This is a genomic window from Corallococcus sp. M7, from assembly GCF_054512695.1.
This window is the reverse complement of sequence record NZ_CM137252.1, coordinates 1,298,458-1,315,647: the sequence shown is the minus strand read 5'-3', so window position 1 is coordinate 1,315,647 and position 17,190 is coordinate 1,298,458. Positions and strand designations below refer to the sequence as shown.

The following is a 17,190-nucleotide window of genomic DNA, read 5'->3' as shown; positions in this document are numbered from 1 at the left end:
CTCCATGCGTTACTTCACGAAGCAGCAGGGACAGAAGGAAGCGGTGCCGGTGGACCTGGAGTCGCTGGGCCAGGACCGCTACCGGCTCACGGTGAACGGCAAGACGTTCCAGGTGGACGCGCTGTCCGTGGACCAGGGCACGCTGTCGCTCCTGGTGGACGGCCAGTCGTACAACGTCGAGTTCGAGGAGAACGGCGACGAGATCGGCACGCTGGTGCGCGGGCAGGTGAACCGCACCGACGTCGCGGACGAGCGCAAGCTGCGCATGCGCGCCGCCGCGGGCAGCTTCTCCGTGGAGGGCCGGCAGGTCATCCTCGCGCCCATGCCCGGCAAGGTGGTGAAGGTGCTGGTCAAGGTCGGTGAGGAAGTGAAGGAGGGCCAGGGGCTCGTGGTCGTGGAGGCCATGAAGATGGAGAACGAGCTCAAGAGCCCCAAGGCCGGCAAGGTCACGGAGGTGTTCGCCAAGGAAGGCACCGCCGTGGAGAACAACGCCAAGCTCGTCGTCGTGGAGTAGCCCGCCCCATGGAGATGCTCTGCACGCTGCGCAGCACCACCGAGCCGCAGCGCCAGGCCCTGCACAAGACGCCCGAGGCGCTGGAGCCCTTCCTGGAGGACGAGGAGGACTTCGGCGACGCGAAGGGCGCGGCGTTCCTGGAGCTGGACATCGGCGAGGCGTGGCACGGCCTCCAGTACCTGCTCACCGGCACGGCCTGGGAGGGCAAGCCGCCCCTGGACTTCCTCGTGCGCGGCGGCGAGGACGTGGGCGACATCCCGTCGGATGAAGGCACCGCGCGCGTGTTCGACGCTCCGTCCGTGAAGGCGCTGGCGGAGGCGCTGAAGAAGGTCTCCGTGGAGGACCTGCGCAAGCGCTTCGACCCCGCGAAGCTCCAGGCCGAGGACATCTACCCCGGCACCTGGGACGAGGAGGAGGAGCTGGAGGAGGACGTGGATCCGCTGGAGGAGCTGCTCTCCTACTTCGTGGAGCTCCAGAAGTTCACCGCCGCCGTGGCGAAGCGCGGCCTGTGCCTGCTCGTGCACATCGGCTGAATCAGGCCGCCCAGCCCTGCCACACGTCGTGCCCCAGCTTCAGCACCAGCGCGGCCACCACGCCGAGCACCACGACGCGCACCACCTTGTCGCCGCCCTTCACCGCCACGTGCGCGCCCAGCCACGCGCCGGTGAACTGCGCGGCGGCCATGGGCAGCGCCACCTTCCACAGCACCACGCCCCGCAGCGTGAACAGCGTCACCGACGCCAGGTTGGAGGCGAAGTTCACCACCTTCGCGTCCGCGGACGCGCGCGCCAGGCCGTGGCCCAGCAGTGACGAGAACGCCACGATGAGGAAGGTGCCCGTGCCCGGCCCGAAGAAGCCGTCATAGGTGCCGATGCAGAGCGCGATGAGCGCGCCGATGGCCTGCGCGCGCGGCCGGGGCGAGGGCTCCACGCCGTCCCTCTTCGGCGGCGCGCGGCGGAAGGCGAGGAACACCGCCACCGCGATGAGCAGCACCAGCACCAGCGGCTTGAGCACCTCCGGCTTGAGCAGCATCACCAGCGCCGCGCCGCCGAACGCGCCCATCAGGCCGAAGGGGAACGTCGCGCGGGCCAGCTTCCCATCCACCAGCCCCGCTCTCGCGAAGCGCACCAGCGCCGCGCCCGAGCCGAACACGGACTGGCCCTTGTTGGTGCCCAGCGCCACGTGCGCGGGCAGGCCGGCCGTCAGCAGCGCGGGCAGGCTGATGAGCCCGCCGCCTCCCGCGATGGCGTCCACGAAACCCGCGCTCAACGCGGCGACACACAACAGCACCAGCTTCACTGCGCTGACGTCCAGGTCCACGATGGCGCCCGCTTATCACCCTTACTTGCGCCAGGTCGAAGCTTGGGGGTCAATGGGGTCATGCTCGCGACCCTGATGACCGTGCTGGCGCTGACGCTCGCCGCGCCGCCCTCGCCGCCTGACGCGACCACCGCCACCTGCCGCTCCATCGACGGGCACGTGTCCTGTGGCTACGCGTGCAAGTCGGATGGACAGCGCGTGCGGTGCGCCCAGACGCTCCAGGGCCGCTGTACCGTCATCGACGGACAGGCCTCCTGTTTCGACCCGCCGGCCTACGTGGTGAAGGCCTACGGCGCCGCGCTGCCGGACTCGGAGTGCAAGACCATCGACGGGGTGGTGGGCTGCGGGTACGGGTGCGTCACGGACTTCGGCAAGGTGCGGTGCGCGAAGACGCCCGCGGGCGTGTGCCGCAGCCAGAGCGGCAACGTGACGTGCTTCGACCCGCCCGCCGCGGTGTTCGCGGTGTTCGGCCGGCAGATGCCTCGCGCGCAGTGCGTCAGCAACGGCCTGCAGGTGGCGTGCGGCTTCAACTGCGTGAACGCCTCCGAGGGGGTGCGCTGCGCGAAGACGCCCCTGGGCGTGTGCAAGGCGCAGAACGGCCACGTCACCTGCTTCGACCCGTCGCCCGCGGCGCTCTGCGCGTGGGGCAAGGGCCTGCCAGCGCCCCAGTGCAAGCTGAGCGAGGTGGGCCCGGTGTGCGGGTACAACTGCACCACGGCGTACGGGAAGGTGGCGTGCGCGGGGACCCCGGCGGGCATCTGCAAGGTCTTCGACAGCGAGGTGTACTGCTTCGACCCGCCCGCCGAGCAGCAGGCGGACGCGGCGTGTCTGGCCAGCGTGGGGCTGGCGGCGATGGAGGGCGCCACGCCCTGAAACGCCCGCCCGGTGGCCCGAGTGCGGTCGTCTGCTTGGACGCGGGCACGGGCGGCGATAAAATTCCGTCTTCCCGGCGGTCCAGGGAGTGGGAGCAGGACGGCACATGGCGGAGGGCGAGGTCCGGCAGTACTGGGTGCGGAACGATCGGGGCACCACCTGGGGGCCCCTGACGGGCGCGACCATCGAGCTGCTCATCGACAGCGGCTCCATCCAGGGCAAGCTCCAGGTCTCCAGCGATGGTCTGCAGTTCGCCTTCCCGTGGCGCTTCCCGGAGGTGCGGGATGCGTTCCCCCGGGAGCTGTGGGGAGACGGCGCGCCCGCGTCGCTGCTGCAATCCACGCCCGCCGCCGTCATCGCGCCGCCGCCGCCGCCCGGCCCGGCCGCCGCGCCCGTCGCGGGTCCGGCCGCCGTGCCCATGGCGGGCCCTGGCGCGGCACCCGTCGCGGGTCCTGGCACCCGGCCGCCCATGGCGGGCCCTGGCGCCATGCGGGGTCCCGGTCCCGGAGCGGCGCGTCCGCCCGTGGACGCGGCGGGACGTCCTGTCGCGGCCGCGCGGCCTCCGGGCCCTCCGGCCGCGGCGGCTCCTCCTCAGGCACCGCAGCCTCTGGCGGATGACGGGACCAACACGGTGCCGCCGCAGGGGCAGCTCCAGCAGTGCTCGCCCCTTCAGTTGTACGGGCGCATCGCCGCGGGCGAGCAGACGGGCCTGCTGACGCTGGGGCTCTCGGACCGCACGCTGCTGATCCACTTCCGCAAGGGCAGTCCGGAGTACGTGGACTCGTCGCACGCGGAGGACGCGCTGGGCGTGTCGCTGATGGGCGCGAGGCTCCTGACGGCGGAGCAGCTCCAGCAGGCCGAAGGGTCCAAGGATCGCTTCGGAGGCGACCTGCTCGCGGCGCTGTTCGGGTTGGGGTTGCTCCAGCCGGCGACGGCGTTCACGCAGCTGTCGCAGCGGGCGCTGGGCATCCTGGGCAAGGCGCTGCGGGCGGAGTCCGGGACGTTCACCTTCGAGGGGAGGGACCTGCCCGCGCAGAAGGCGATGCCGCTGGGCAACCGCTGGGCGCTGCTGAGCGACCAGGTGCGGCGCATGCCGACGGCGGACCTCAAGCGGCGGCTGGCCTTCGTGCTGCCCATGCCCATCATGAAGTCCGGCGGCCGGGTGGCCTCCAGCGAGCTGCGCCTGACGCCGCACGAGGTCCGTGCACTCTCCTTCATCGACGGGGTGCGCTCGCTGGGGCAGCTGCTCCAGGACGTGCCGCAGGACGCGGATCACCTGATGCGCGTGGCGTTCCTGCTGAAGGAGCTGAACGGCGTCTCCTTCGCGGCGGTATCGCGAGCGCAGACGGCGCCACCGCCGCCGGGCCCCGGTCCCGGAAACCCGACCCGTCCCTCCGGCGCCGTGCCCACCGTGGGCGCTGGGACCACCGTGGGGCCTGGAACCACCGGCCCGGGTGCCGCGCCCGGTGCGCCCGCCGCCGCGAGCGTCGGAGCCAGACCCGGTGCTCCCGTCGCCGCGAGCGCCGGAGCCAGGCCCGGTGCGCCCGTCGCGGGCCCTGGAGTCGCCGGAGCCGGTGCGCCCGCCGCCGGCCCGGGTGCCGCGCCCGGTGCGCCGGTCGCAGGCCCTGGAGCCACGCCGATGGCCGGGCCCGGTGCGTCCACCGCCGCGAGCGCCGCAGCCAGACCCGGTGCGCCCGCCGCCGGCCCGGGTGCCGCGCCCGGTGCGGTCGCCGCCGGTCCGGGTGCGCCTGCCGCGGGCCCTGGAGCCAGGCCCGGAGCGCCCATCGCGGGACCTGGAGCCGCTGGATCCGCGGTCGCCGCCGGTCCGGGTGCGCCTGCCGCGGGCCCTGGTGCCAGGCCCGGAGCGCCCATCGCAGGTCCTGGAGCCGCTGGATCCGCGGTCGCCGCCGGTCCGGGTGCGCCTGCCGCGGGCCCTGGCGCCAGGCCCGGCGCGCCCGTCACGGGCCCAGGAGCCGCCGGCCCCGGTGCCCCTGTCGCGGGTCCCGGCGCGCCTCGTCCCGCCGGTGCCGCGCCCACTGCGGGCCCGGGTGCCGCGCCCCGTCCTCCGGGTGCCCCCGCTGGAGCCGCCCCCGCCGCGGGCCCGGGTGCACGTCCCCCGGGTGCTCCCGCCGGTGCCGCTCCCGTGGCGGGCCCCGGTGCCGCCCGGCCCGCTCCGCCCGTCGTCGCAGCTCCGGTGGCCCCGGCCGCTTCGGGTCCCGCGCCCGGTTCGGACGAACTGCCCGCGCTGCGCCAGCTCGCCGTGACCATGAAGGGCCAGAACCACTTCCAGCGGCTGGGCCTCACCGAGCAGACCGAAGGCAGCGCGGTGAAGATCGCCTACTTCCGCCTGGCCAAGCTCTACCACCCGGACACCCTGCCCCCGGGCGCCCCGCCGGAGCTGGAGAAGCTCAAGGCGGAGGTGTTCGCGTACATCGGTGACGCCTACCGGGCCCTCTCCGACGACAAGAGCCGCGCGGCCTACATCGAGGAGCTCAAGAGCGGCGGCGGCGACGGCGTGGACGTCCAGGCCATCCTCCAGGCGGAGGAGCTCTTCCAGAAGGCCTGCATCCTGGTGAAGGCGCGCAAGTACCCGGAAGCCGTGAAGATGCTCAACGACGCCATCGCCCTCAACGCCGAGGAACCCGAGTTCTTCGCCTGGCGGGGCTACGCGCGCTTCCTCGCCGCCCCGGACAAGAAGGCCGCCCAGCCAGAGGCCTTCCGCGAAATCCAGGCCGCCATCAAGCGCAACGAGCGGTGCGCCCCCGCTCACTACTTCCTGGGCGTCATCGCCAAGCTCTGCGGAGACGCCGCCGGAGCCCTCAAGCACTTCAAGCGGACGGTCGAGCTGCAACCGGACCACATCGATGCGATGCGAGAGGTCCGCATGGCGTCGCAAAAGAAGTAGGGTGCGCGCCTTTTCAAGGAGACACCCCCCATGCCCCTCACCGGGAAAGAACGCCGCCACCTGCGGGCCCTCGGCCACCACCTGGAGCCGGTGGTCATCGTCGGCTCGTCCGGCGTCACCGAGGGCGTCATCGCCGCCGTCGAGCAGGCGCTGAACGACCACGAGCTCATCAAGGTCAAGATCAACGAAGGCCCGGAAGGCCGCCACGAAGGCGCCGACAGCATCGCCGAGGCCACCGGCTCGGAGCTCGCGCAGCTGCTGGGCCGCACCGCCCTCTTCTTCAAGCGCCGCAAGCAGAAGTCCCGCTTCGAGGACATCCTCAAGGGCCCGCATGAGCCCCGTCCAGCCCCCAAGCAGGACGAAGAGAAGAAGCCGCGCCGCCGTTAGTCGCACCGTTTTCCAGAGGTCGCGGGGAATTCAGGCCAACCCCCGCACTTTCTGCGGGTCCGGAAGCAGGCGAGCCCTCGTGCCGGGTTCGAAATGTCCCTACGCTGGGGGTCTTCCCCCCGCGGAGGTGACGTGCAGACTTCCCCGTCCTCCCCTTCCATGCCTGGCTGGCACGACGTGCTGATGCATCACCTGGAGCCGCTGCTGGGTGACTTCACCGCGAAGATGGCCATCCACACCGCCGCGTTGCGGGTCCTGAAGCGTCCACCGGAACAGGTGAGCCTGCAGGACGTGCCGCTGGTGCTGGAGGGCCTCAAGCCCATGCTCAACGTCTTCATCGGCGCGGCGCGCACGACGAACACCCTCACGGAGCTTTCGAAGGCCATGGAGAAGCTGCGATGAACGCCCCCCGTTCTTCCTCGGGTCGCGCCTTCAAGCGGATGGCGCCGTGGCTGGGCGCCGTCGTGGGGCTCCAGTTGGTGCACCTGGCCGCGGTGGCCACGTCGTTCCAGGACGCGCAGCGGCTGGCGCTCGTGGGTGACGTGGCGGGCTGGACGGTGGGCCTGCTCGCGGTGGCGGGCACTGCGGCGGCGGCGCTGTCGTTCGGCTCGGGGGACTACCTGCGCCGGGTGTGGGGGCTCTTGACGGCGGGCGCGGTGCTGTCGCTCGTCAGCACGGCCCTGCGCAGCTACTGGATGCACGCGGTGCCGGACGTGCCGTTCACGCAGTCGCCGCTGTTGCCCGTGCGCATGGGCGTGGTGGTGCTGGCGAACGTGTGCACGACGTTCGCGCTGGTGCTGCTGGCGCGCACCTACAAGCAGTCCGGTCTCCAGCCGCCGCCCAGCTCCCGCGCGTCGCTCCTGTGGGCGGTGGCGGCGGTGGCCTCGCTGGCGGTGGGCGGGCCGGCGCTCGTCGCGGCGGTGGGCCACCTGGGCCAGGGCTTCGCGGCCACGTGCACGGCGGTCATCGCGCTGGCGTCCACGCTGGCGGACATGACGACCATCCTGCTCGTCGCGCCCATCCTCCGCGTCGCGTACATGCTGCGCGGTGGACGGCTCGCGTGGGTGTGGTGGGCCATGGGCGTGTCCGGCGCGGTGTGGCTCTTCTACGACGCGCGCGAGTGGCTGGCGCCGCTCCTGCCCGGCAATCCCGCGGAGGCGGTGGAGCTCTTGCGCACGCTGCGCACCTCGGGGCTCGCGATGCTGGGGCTCGCCGGGTGGTTGCAGCGCTCGGCGCTCATGTCGGCCCAGCGCCAGTCGAGCCCGGGCGTCGTCATCCCCACCGCCTGACACGGCCCGCCCGCGTCGACCCGACGCACGAGGTCGCCTTCGGCCCGCTCCGTCTCCCGGGGCGGGCCGTCGTGTTTCCAGGGACGCGGGGCTGGAGGAGACTGGGGTTTCCCCTTCTTCGCTCAGGAGGCTCCACGCCCATGCGCCCTTCCCCCCTGTCCCTGCTGTTGGCCACCTGCCTTCTGACCGGCTGCCGGACGGCGCGAGAAGCACCGTCGGCCAAGGCGGACTGCGGCCCGGTGATTCCCGGCATGGAGGCGGTGCTCAAGCCCGCGGCCTTCGTCGTGCTGGGAGAGATCCACGGCACGCAGGAGGCTCCGGACTTCGCGGCACGGCTGGCGTGTCACGCGGCGGCGGCGGGACAGCCGGTGCGGCTGGCGTTGGAGCTCCCGGTGGAGGAGCAGGCCCGCCTGGACGCGTTCGTCGCGGGCGAGTCCGAGGGCCCTCCCGACAGCGCGTTCTGGCGCCGCGAGGTGCAGGACGGCCGCAGCAGCGAAGCCATGCGGAAGCTGCTGGAGCGCGCGAAGGAGTTGAGGCGCGCGGGGCTGCCGCTGCGGGTGGTGGCCTTCGACGCGGGGGGCAAGGATCGCGATGACACGATGGCGGCCCAGCTTCGTCAGGCGCGGAGCGAAGCGCGTGGCGACATCTTCATCGTGCTCGTGGGCAACCTGCACGCGCGCCGCGACGTGGGCGCGCCCTGGGACGAGAAGCTCCAGTTCATGACGCACCGGTTGCTCGAAGCAGAGCCCGGTCTGGTGTCACTCGACCTGGTGAACGCCGGAGGCTCCGCGTGGATCTGCCGGGGCATGACGGCGGACACCTGTGGTCAGCAGGCCCTGCGAAGCCGGGGCGAAGCGCGGGCCCCGGGCATCACGCTCCAGAAGAACGCGGAGGACCCGGACGGCTACGACGGAACCTACGCGGTAGGGCCGCTGAACGCCTCACCGCCCGCGTTCGGCGCCACGAGCACCGCGACGCCCGCGCCTCGCTGAGTCCCCAAGCCAGGTGTCGTCCCGCCCACGCCCGGGCCACCGCGAGGTGGCCGTCCTCCCACCGGGCGCGGTACATGCGCGGCTCCATCCCTTTTTGGGCACGAGGAACCTGGAATGCTCGCACGCACCTGGCGCGGGGTGACGAAGGCGGAGGACGCCGACGCCTACCTCGCATATCTCCACCAGACGGGCCTCACGCACTACCGGCGCACGCCGGGCAACCTGGCCGCGTACTGCCTGCGCAAGGTGGCGGACGGGCGCGCGGAGTTCCTCCTCGTCACGTTGTGGGAGTCCATGGACGCGGTGAAGCGCTTCGCGGGGGACTCGCCGGAGCGCGCCATCTTCTTCCCGGAGGACGACCGCTACCTCATCGACCGGGACCTGCACGTCACGCACTACGAAGTCCCCTTCGCGGAAGGCCAGGCCTTCGAGCCCCAGCGGATCCGCTTCGACGACTTCCGGGTGGCGGGGCCCGCGGGCGACCTGCGGCTGGTGGACACCGGTGGCGGTGACGGGAAGGCGCTGCCCGTCGTCTTCGTGCACGGGCTCGCGGGCAACGCGTCCCACTGGCAGGCGCAGTTGGAGCACCTGGCCCGTCAGGGCCGCCGGGGCATCGCGCTGGAATTGCGAGGCCACGGAGGCTCCACCGTGCCGGAGCCGGAGGACTACACGCTGGAGTCGCTCGCCGGGGACATCGCCGCCGTGGTGCGAGCGCTGGGGCTGCGCCGCTTCGTGCTGGTGGGGCACAGCATCAGCGGAGGCGTGACGCTGGCGTACGCGGGAGAGAATCCCCGGCAGGTGGCGGGCCTGTTCCTGGTGGATCCAATGACGGATTCACGCCAGTACCCCGAGGAGCAGGTGGCCGCGTACATCGCCTCGCTGGATGCGCCGGACGTGGCGCAGGCGGTGCGGCAGGACTGGGCGCAGATGGCGGGGGCGCGCGCGGACGTGCGCGAGCGGCTGCTGGCGGACCTGGACGCGACGCCCTTGTCCGCCGTGACGGCCGTGCAGCGCTCCAGCCTGCGCTTCGACCTGACGGCGGCGCTCGCGCGCTACCCGGGGCCGAAGTTCTCGCTCGTCGCGCCGGACAACGACACGCCGCACAGCGTCCACCGGCTGGGGGAGGGCGTGGCGCACCAGGTGGTGGAGGGCGCCGGCCACTGGATTCAACTGGACCATCCAGACGCGGTGAACGCCGCGCTGGACGCGTTCCTCATGAAGTCAGCACCAGCTTGACCAGCTCCGGGGGGCTGCCCAGCCGCATGGGGGGCCCCCAGAAGCCGCAGCCCCGGCTGACGTAGATGTGTGAATCGCCGTGCCGGTAGTGACCGGCGGAGTGCTCCCAGCTCAGCCCGATGAGCGCCGTCATCGGGAAGAGCTGGCCGCCGTGGGTGTGGCCGGAAATCTGGAGGTCCACGCCGCGCTCCGCGGCCACCTTGAAGTTGGCGGGCTGGTGCGCGAGCAGCACCGAGGCGCGCTCGGGGTCACGGCCCGCGAGCGCCACGTCCAGGTCATAGCCCTTCTGTCCCAGGCGCCGGCCGCCGTGCCAGTCGTCCACGCCGATCAGGTCGAACGCGCCGCCCGCGTCGCCAATGCGCACGTGCCGGTTGCGCAGCGAAGGAATGCCTAGCGAGTCCAGGTGGGCCACCCACTCCTGCGCGCCGGACGAATAGTCATGGTTGCCGGTGACGAAGAAGCTCCCGTAGCGGACCTGGAGGTTGCCGAGCGCCGCGACGAAGCCGCCCAGCCGGGGCACGGTGCCATCCACCAGGTCCCCGGTGATGGCGACGAGGTCCGGCTTGAGAGCGTTCGCTCGCCGCACGAGCTCATCCATGAAGCGCCGCTGGATGAACGGGCCCACGTGCAGGTCGGTGAGCTGCACGATGCTGAAGCCGTCCAGCGAGCGGGGCAGCTTCGGAATGCGAACCACCACCTCCGTGACCTCCGGAGCCGTGAACGCGCGCCAGCTCCCATACCCCGCCAGCCCTCCACCCAGAGCGAGCGCCCCACCCGCGGTCGCCTGCGAAAGGAAGCGCCGCCGTTCGACATCCACGGAGGGAGCGACAGGAGCAGGCCGAAGCCGGCGTCCCAAGGCGAGCACGGCGCGTCCCAGGTCGACGCCCGCGAGCGCGAGCACCAGACACAGCGCCACGCCCATCCACGAATAGGACACCAGCTCCACGACGTCGCCAGGAGCCTCCGGAAGCGTGCGCTGCAGATACCGCCGCGCAATCAGCACCAGCGTCATGAAGCCCAGCACCAGCGCGGCAACGAGCCGGATTCCACGGCGAGACGTGAGGTTCCAAACGAGCCGCCGGAACAGATACAGGTGCCCGAGCACGGCACCCAGCGCGATGAGGAGCGAGAACGGAGACAGCGGCATGAGCCCAAGCCTCCCGCGCCTTCCGCCCGAGCGCACCAGAATCCGTGCTCGCCCGGCCGCCCCACGCCAGGAAGCGAACGACTGCGTCAGCTCGCCGTGCGGCCCCAGATGAACGCGAGGTCCAGCTCCACCGCGTCGAATGGCTCCGCGCGCGCGGGAGCATCCCCGGTGTGCGTGAGCAGAGCCTCGTACCTTCCGTCTCGCAGCCCGAACACCTCAAGCGTCCGCGCTCGCGGATCCATCAGCCAGACGTGCCGCACGCCCTCGCGCGCGTACACCGGCAGCTTCGTCTCGCGGTCCAGCTTCTGGGTGGACGGGGACAGCACCTCACAGACCCAGTCCGGCGCGAGAGACGTCGCGGCTGTTTCGGGAACATCAGGCATCCGTTCCACCCTCCAGCCCGCGATGTCCGGAACCAGCACATCTTGATGGAAGTGCAGCTCCTGCTCGCTCAGGAACAACCATCCACCAGGGCCACCGCGTCCCCGCTGGAAAGCCCCTACAAGCTCGCTGCTGAGTCGAATGGCCACGGATGCATGCCGCATCGTCGGCCGTGGGCTTGCATACAGCTCCCCCGCGACGATCTCCCCCACGACATGCTCGGGAAGCGCCTCCAGGTCCGCATAGGTCGCAGGCTTCTTTCCCATCACGTCTCCCCAGTCCTCGCCGCCCATCACTCTATCCATGACGGCTGTGGGTAGCACGCCTGTCCGACATGACAGGGCACACGTCCAGCGTCCTACCCTACACATCTTCCACGGATTCCCCGTCCAATTCCCTGCCGCGCCTCCACGCGGCGGTTAAGAGGCCCGCGCTTCCCTCCACCTTCACGAAAGGCCCCCTCATGGCCACGCCGCTCCAGGGACGTGAAATCCGCCTGAAGTCCCGCCCTCACGGTGAGCCCACTCCGGACAACTTCGAGTTCGCCACCGTCACCGTCCCGGAACCCGCCGAAGGCCAGGTCCTCGTGCGCAACCACTTCATGTCCGTGGATCCGTACATGCGCGGCCGCATGAACGACGCGAAGTCCTACGTCCCGCCCTTCAAGCTGGGCGAGGTCATGGACGGCGGCAGCGTGGGACAGGTGATCCGCTCGCGCTCGCCTGACTTCAAGGAAGGCGACTTCGTCGTCGCCGGCACCGGCGGCTGGCGCGAATACGCCGTCGCGCCCGCGAAGCACTACCAGAAGGCCGACCCGTCCGTGGGCCCGCTCTCCGCGTACCTCGGGGTGCTCGGCATGCCGGGCATGACCGCGTACGTGGGCCTGCTCGACATTGGCAAGCCGAAGGCCGGCGACACCGTCTTCGTGTCCGCCGCCGCGGGCGCCGTGGGCGGCGTCGTGGGACAGATTGCCCGCATCCAGGGCTGCCGCGTGGTGGGCAGCGCCGGCTCGGAGGCGAAGGTGAAGCACCTCCGCGACGACCTGAAGTTCGACGCCGCCCTCAACTACAAGACCGCGCCCATCGCCGAGTCCCTGGCCAGGGCCTGCCCCGACGGCATCGACGTCTACTTCGACAACGTGGGCGGCGACCACCTGGAGGCCGCCATCGGCCTGATGAACAACCACGGCCGCATCGTCCTGTGCGGCTCCATCTCCGTGTACAACGCCACCGCCCCCTCTCCCGGCCCGCGCAACCTGGGGCTCGCCGTGGGCAAGCGCCTCACGCTCCAGGGCTACATCATCATGGACCACGCGGACCGCCGGCCCGCCTTCCTGCGCGACATGGGCCAGTGGCTGCGCGAGGGCAAGGTGAAGGACATCTCCACCATCGTGGACGGCCTGGACCAGGCCCCCGACGCCTTCATCGGCCTGCTGCGCGGGGACAACACCGGCAAGATGCTGGTGCGCCTGACGAAGGACGCCTGACGCTCGCTGGCCAACGTCCCGAACGAACGCCACCGGACACAGCCGCCGTCTTGCGTCCTGCACCTCCCAGACGCGGGACACAAGACGTGCGGCCTCCGCCGCGTCCGGCACCCTGCACGCCCCCTTGAAGGAGGCAGCGCGGTGACCTCACAGAAGCATCCGGACGCGGTTCACGTCGACGAGAAGAGCAAGGACCAGCAGCTCGCGCGGGACCGTTCGGAGCCCACGGGCAACTTCCTCACCACGGACCAGGGCATCCGCGTCGAGCACACCGACGACTCGCTCAAGATTGGCGCCCGCGGCCCCACGCTCCTGGAGGATTTCCACTTCCGCGAGAAGATGACCCGCTTCGACCATGAGCGCATCCCCGAGCGCGTCGTCCACGCGCGCGGCGCGGGCGCCCATGGCTACTTCCAGGTCTACGAATCGCAGGCGAAGTACACCCGCGCGAAGTTCCTCCAGGACCCGTCCAAGAAGACGCCCGTGTTCGTGCGCTTCTCCACCGTCGCGGGCTCGCGCGGCTCCGCGGACACCGCGCGCGACGTGCGCGGCTTCGCGGTGAAGTTCTACACGGAGGAGGGCAACTTCGACCTGGTGGGCAACAACATCCCCGTCTTCTTCATCCAGGACGGCATCAAGTTCCCCGACATCATCCACGCCGCCAAGCCGGAACCCCACCACGAGATTCCCCAGGCGCAGACGGCGCATGACTCGTTCTGGGACTTCGTGTCGCTCGTCCCGGAGACGATGCACATGATCATGTGGATCATGTCCGACCGCGCCATCCCGCGCAGCTTCCGGATGATGCAGGGCTTCGGCGTCCACACCTTCCGCTTCGTGGATGAGAAGAACACCTCGCGCTTCGTGAAGTTCCACTGGAAGCCGCTGCTGGGCACGCACTCGCTCGTCTGGGACGAGGCGCAGAAGCTCGGCGGCAAGGACCCGGACTTCCACCGCCGCGACCTCTTCGAGGCCATCGAGCAGGGGGACTTCCCCGAGTACGAGCTGGGCGTTCAAATCCTGGAGGAGAAGGACGCGCAGGCGCTGGGCGTGGACCTGCTGGACGCGACGAAGCTCATCCCGGAGGAGGTCGTCCCGGTGCAGCCGGTGGGCAAGCTCACGCTCAACCGCAACCCGACCAACTTCTTCGCGGAGACGGAGCAGGTCGCCTTCTGCGTCTCCAACATCGTGCCGGGCATCGACTTCACGGATGATCCGCTGATGCAGGCGCGGCTCTTCTCGTACCTGGACACGCAGCTGACGCGCCTGGGCGGGCCGAACTTCGCGGAGATCCCCATCAACCGCCCGGTGGCGCCGGTCCACAACCACCAGCAGGACGGCTTCGGCCGGCACACGAGCAACGTGGGCCGCGCCAACTACTTCCCCAACTCGCTGGGCGGCGGCTGCCCGTTCCTCGCGTCCCAGCAGCAGGGCGGCTACGTGCACCACCCGGAGCAGGTGAGCGGCAAGAAGGTGCGCGAGCGCGCGGCCTCCTTCAACGACCACTACAGCCAGGCCGCCCTCTTCTTCCGCAGCCTGTCCGAACCGGAGCAGCAGCACCTCATCGACGCGTGCCGCTTCGAGCTGGGGAAGGTGGAGACGAAGGCCATCCAGGAGCGCGTGCTGGAGCACTTCGCGAAGATCGACGCCCTGCTGGTGTCCGCCGTGGCGGAGGGGCTGGGCCTGCCCGCGCCCAAGGCCACGCCCGTCACGCCCAAGGGCCCCCCCGCGTCCAAGGCCCTGAGCATGGAGGCGATGAAGATGGCCATGCCGCCGTCCATCAAGACGCGGAAGATTGGCGTGCTCGTCGCGGACGGCGTGGACGCGGACGAGCTGATGGCCCTGCGCAAGGAACTGGAGGCCGGGGGCGCGCAGTTGAAGGTCATCGCCAAGCGCCTGGGCACGGTGAAGGCCTCCAACGGCAAGGACGTGCCGGTGGACAAGAGCGCCATGACCACGGCCTCCGTGGAGTACGACGGCGTCTTCATCCCCGGCGGCGCCGCGAGCGTGGCCACGCTGAAGAAGGACGGCGAGTCGCGCCACTTCGTCCAGGAGGCCTACCTGCACTGCAAGACGGTGGGCGCGTCCAAGGACGCCGAGGACCTGCTCAAGGCCTGTGAAATCGACCCGGCCGCGCCCGGCGTCGTCGCGGGCTCCAAGGCCGGGACCGGAGCGGCGCTGGCCACCGCGTTCGCGAAGGAGCTCGCGAAGCACCGGCACTGGGACCGCAAGGACAACGACCGCGTCCCGGCCTGAGGCTCCACTCGGAAGGAGCCGTCACCGCGTCCGCTGTGACGCGGTGACGCGCCGCCACCCGGCGGGGCAGCCCTCGCGCAGCACCCGCGCCGCGGCGAGGGCACAGGCATAGCTGCTCGTGAGGGGGCGCTCGCTCCAGGCGCCGTCCACATACAGCCGCACCGTGGCCGCGGCCTCGACGTGGTCCACGATGTCGCCCTTCCGCAGTGCGTGGGCCATGGCCTTGTCCGCCACCGTCACCACCGACGGCAGCCCGGACGGCAGGCCCGACACGGGGCCCGCGGCGCAGAGCACCAGGCTGCCCTGCTCCACCGCGCGGTCCAGCAGCGCGGTGAGGGGCGCCTCGAAGGCGCGGCCCACGGTCCCCAGGCTCAGGTTGATGAGGTCCGGCCGCACGTCCTGCGTCAGCCACTCCAGCGCTTCCAGCAGGCACAGCGAATCACCGCGCATCCGGCCATCCAGCACGCGCGCGACGTACCACTCCACGTCGACACCGGGACGGCGGCCCTGCTCCATCAGGATGCTCAGCACCGCGGTGCCGTGGCCGTGCGCATCCTCCAGGTCCTCCAACACGGCGTCGCCGCCGCGCCAGGCCGCCAGCTCCTCACGCGAGTGGACTCGGGACTCCAGGCGCCGCGCCTCCCGGTCCACCGTGAAGCTCGCCGCACCGGCAAGCGACAGCCCCGCCCCTCGAAGGAAGCCCACCGACACACCGCTGTCCACGATGGCGACCTTCACGGGGGCAGGGCCTTGAAACACCGGCTAGCAGGAGCTGCTGGAGTCCTCGCCCACCGGATACTTGAGCACCGGGAAGTAGGTGCCCACCCACTGGGTACCGCTCCAGGTGTAGTGCTGGCCGTTGAGGTACGACGTGGCGCAGGCGTGGCCGATGAGGTTCTCGGACCCGCTCACTTCCTCCAGCAGCTTCGACACGTCCTTGCTCGTGAATTTCAAGGGAGCACTCCTGACATGGGATTGGGGGGAAAAGCAGGCAGGAGCCTAGGGGGCCGGGGAGCGGGTCGCAATGATGTGGGGCGTTCCTCGGAGGGGAACGCGGCGCCGGACCCGCGAGGGGGTTAGGGTCTGCCGGTCCACGCAGTGAGAGGTGTCTCGCGATGAAGCTCTGGGCCCGCTGGTTCCGCATTCCCTTCTGGCAGCGCGTGCTGGGCGCCTTCGTGCTGGGCGCGCTCGCGGGGTGGGCGCTGGGCGACAAGGCCGGCATGTGGCTCCAGCCGCTGGGCACACTCTACGTCCAGCTGATCCGGATGATCGCCATCCCGCTGGTGTTCTTCGCCGTCATCCACGCGGTGTCCGCGCTGCGCGGCCAGAAGAGCGTGGCGGCGCTGGGCGGACGCACCTTCCTCTGGTTCGCCGTCACCGCCGCGCTGGCCGTGGGCGTGGGCCTGGGCACCGCCGCCCTCACGAAGCCGGGCGTGGGCGTGGGCACGCTCCAGGCGGCCAGCGACTTCAAGCCCCGGCAGGTCCCCGGCCCCGTGCAGGTGCTCCTGGACGTGGTGCCCACCAACCCCTTCGCCGCGCTGGCGGAGGGCAAGATGCTCCAGGTCATCTTCTTCGCGGGCCTGCTGGGCTTCGCGCTGGTGAAGCTGGGGGAGCGCACCGCGCGTCTGCGGCAGCTCGTGGGCGAGGCCAGCGAGGCCATGATTCAGGTCACCCGCTTCGTGCTGGAGCTGACGCCGCTGGGCACCTTCGGCCTCATCGCCGCGCTGGTGGGCACCTACGGCTTCGAGCGGCTCCTGCCCCTGGGCACCTTCGTCCTCACGCTGTACCTCGCGTGCGCGGTGCACGTCGTCTTCGTGTACGGCGGGCTGCTCGCGGCGCACGGGCTCAACCCGCTGCGCTTCTTCCGGGGCGCCGCGCCGGGCATGCAGGTGGCGTTCGTCAGCTCCTCCAGCTTCGCGTCCATGCCGGTGGCCCTGCGCAGCGTCACCCACAACCTGGGCGTCGACCGGGACTACGCGGCGTTCGCGGTGCCCCTGGGCGCCAGCATCAAGATGGACGGCTGCGGCGCCATCTACCCGGCCATGACGTCGCTCTTCATCGCGCAGTACTTCGGCCTGACGCTGTCCGCGCCCCAGCTCTTCATCATCCTGCTGGCGTCCGTATTGGGCAGCTTCGGCACCGCGGGCGTGCCCGGCACGGCGGTGGTGATGACCACCGTCGTCCTCAGCGCCGCGGGGCTGCCCCTGGAGGGGCTGGGCTACCTGCTGGCCATCGACCGGGTGCTGGACATGATGCGCACCCTCACCAACGTCACCGGCCAGATGCTGGTGCCCGTCCTGGTGGCCCGTGAAGAGGGCCTCCTGGACCTGTCCATCTACAACCGCGCGTCCAGCAACGTGGGGCTGGAGGAGGAACCCCAGCCCCCGTCGCCGGCCGCCTGAGC

At 71.1% G+C, this 17,190-nt stretch carries 17 protein-coding genes; 12 read left to right on the top strand and 5 right to left on the bottom strand.

Annotated features, from left to right (window positions below; genetic code table 11):
- The first annotated feature begins 4 nt into the window (after positions 1-4).
- Positions 5-514: a biotin/lipoyl-containing protein gene (locus ACX114_RS05450; protein ID WP_014393922.1), complete on the top strand. Its 510-nt coding sequence runs from the start codon at positions 5-7 to the stop codon at positions 512-514.
- Between the two features lie 8 nt (positions 515-522).
- On the top strand, positions 523-1,047 hold the full coding sequence (locus ACX114_RS05445) for a YfbM family protein (RefSeq protein ID WP_459295406.1): 525 nt from the start codon (positions 523-525) through the stop codon (positions 1,045-1,047).
- Position 1,048: 1 nt separating this feature from the next.
- Here ACX114_RS05445 and ACX114_RS05440 read toward each other — a convergent pair whose 3' ends face one another.
- Positions 1,049-1,834, bottom strand: a complete 786-nt coding sequence (locus ACX114_RS05440) for a TSUP family transporter (protein ID WP_459295404.1) — start codon at positions 1,832-1,834, stop codon at positions 1,049-1,051.
- Between the two features lie 60 nt (positions 1,835-1,894).
- Here ACX114_RS05440 and ACX114_RS05435 point away from each other — a divergent pair, with 60 nt between their 5' ends.
- From ACX114_RS05435 to ACX114_RS05405, 7 genes are all read left to right on the top strand, one after another.
- Positions 1,895-2,707, top strand: a complete 813-nt coding sequence (locus ACX114_RS05435; RefSeq protein ID WP_459295402.1) for a hypothetical protein — start codon at positions 1,895-1,897, stop codon at positions 2,705-2,707.
- 106 nt (positions 2,708-2,813) lie between these two features.
- Positions 2,814-5,612 carry a J domain-containing protein gene (locus tag ACX114_RS05430; RefSeq protein ID WP_459295400.1) on the top strand — a complete coding sequence of 933 codons (2,799 nt, stop codon included), beginning with the start codon at positions 2,814-2,816 and terminating at the stop codon, positions 5,610-5,612.
- A 30-nt stretch (positions 5,613-5,642) separates the two neighbouring features.
- Positions 5,643-5,999 carry a ribosome assembly RNA-binding protein YhbY gene (yhbY, locus tag ACX114_RS05425; protein ID WP_120592116.1) on the top strand — a complete coding sequence of 119 codons (357 nt, stop codon included), beginning with the start codon at positions 5,643-5,645 and terminating at the stop codon, positions 5,997-5,999.
- 132 nt (positions 6,000-6,131) lie between these two features.
- Positions 6,132-6,401, top strand: a complete 270-nt coding sequence (locus tag ACX114_RS05420; protein ID WP_233585930.1) for a hypothetical protein — start codon at positions 6,132-6,134, stop codon at positions 6,399-6,401.
- The gene (locus tag ACX114_RS05415) at positions 6,398-7,288 is read left to right on the top strand and encodes a hypothetical protein (RefSeq protein ID WP_459295397.1); all 891 of its coding nucleotides are present in this window, start codon (positions 6,398-6,400) and stop codon (positions 7,286-7,288) included. The genes ACX114_RS05420 and ACX114_RS05415 overlap by 4 nt, the downstream gene beginning before the upstream one ends.
- A gap of 140 nt (positions 7,289-7,428) precedes the next feature.
- The gene (locus ACX114_RS05410) at positions 7,429-8,280 is read left to right on the top strand and encodes a hypothetical protein (protein ID WP_459295395.1); all 852 of its coding nucleotides are present in this window, start codon (positions 7,429-7,431) and stop codon (positions 8,278-8,280) included.
- Positions 8,281-8,394: 114 nt separating this feature from the next.
- Positions 8,395-9,516, top strand: a complete 1,122-nt coding sequence (locus tag ACX114_RS05405; protein WP_459295393.1) for an alpha/beta fold hydrolase — start codon at positions 8,395-8,397, stop codon at positions 9,514-9,516.
- On the opposite strand, the gene ACX114_RS05400 is transcribed toward ACX114_RS05405, so the two are convergent.
- Both ACX114_RS05400 and ACX114_RS05395 read right to left on the bottom strand, forming a co-directional pair.
- A complete protein-coding gene (locus ACX114_RS05400) occupies positions 9,494-10,663 on the bottom strand; it encodes a metallophosphoesterase (protein ID WP_459295391.1) in 1,170 nt (389 codons plus the stop codon). The two genes, ACX114_RS05405 and ACX114_RS05400, sit on opposite strands and share 23 nt — an antisense overlap.
- An 86-nt stretch (positions 10,664-10,749) precedes the next feature.
- Positions 10,750-11,310, bottom strand: a complete 561-nt coding sequence (locus tag ACX114_RS05395; protein WP_459295389.1) for a Uma2 family endonuclease — start codon at positions 11,308-11,310, stop codon at positions 10,750-10,752.
- Between the two features lie 197 nt (positions 11,311-11,507).
- On the opposite strand from ACX114_RS05395, the gene ACX114_RS05390 reads away from it, so the two are divergent.
- Positions 11,508-12,530, top strand: a complete 1,023-nt coding sequence (locus ACX114_RS05390) for an NADP-dependent oxidoreductase (RefSeq protein WP_459295387.1) — start codon at positions 11,508-11,510, stop codon at positions 12,528-12,530.
- Positions 12,531-12,671: 141 nt separating this feature from the next.
- On the top strand, positions 12,672-14,786 hold the full coding sequence (locus ACX114_RS05385) for a catalase (RefSeq protein WP_459295385.1): 2,115 nt from the start codon (positions 12,672-12,674) through the stop codon (positions 14,784-14,786).
- 21 nt (positions 14,787-14,807) lie between these two features.
- Here ACX114_RS05385 and ACX114_RS05380 read toward each other — a convergent pair whose 3' ends face one another.
- Together ACX114_RS05380 and ACX114_RS05375 are read right to left on the bottom strand one after the other, a co-directional pair.
- Positions 14,808-15,524, bottom strand: a complete 717-nt coding sequence (locus ACX114_RS05380) for a S8/S53 family peptidase (RefSeq protein WP_459295383.1) — start codon at positions 15,522-15,524, stop codon at positions 14,808-14,810.
- A 24-nt stretch (positions 15,525-15,548) separates the two neighbouring features.
- Positions 15,549-15,740 carry a hypothetical protein gene (locus tag ACX114_RS05375; protein WP_459295381.1) on the bottom strand — a complete coding sequence of 64 codons (192 nt, stop codon included), beginning with the start codon at positions 15,738-15,740 and terminating at the stop codon, positions 15,549-15,551.
- 161 nt (positions 15,741-15,901) lie between these two features.
- Here ACX114_RS05375 and ACX114_RS05370 point away from each other — a divergent pair, with 161 nt between their 5' ends.
- A complete protein-coding gene (locus ACX114_RS05370; RefSeq protein ID WP_459295379.1) occupies positions 15,902-17,188 on the top strand; it encodes a dicarboxylate/amino acid:cation symporter in 1,287 nt (428 codons plus the stop codon).
- The last annotated feature ends 2 nt before the right edge of the window (positions 17,189-17,190 follow it).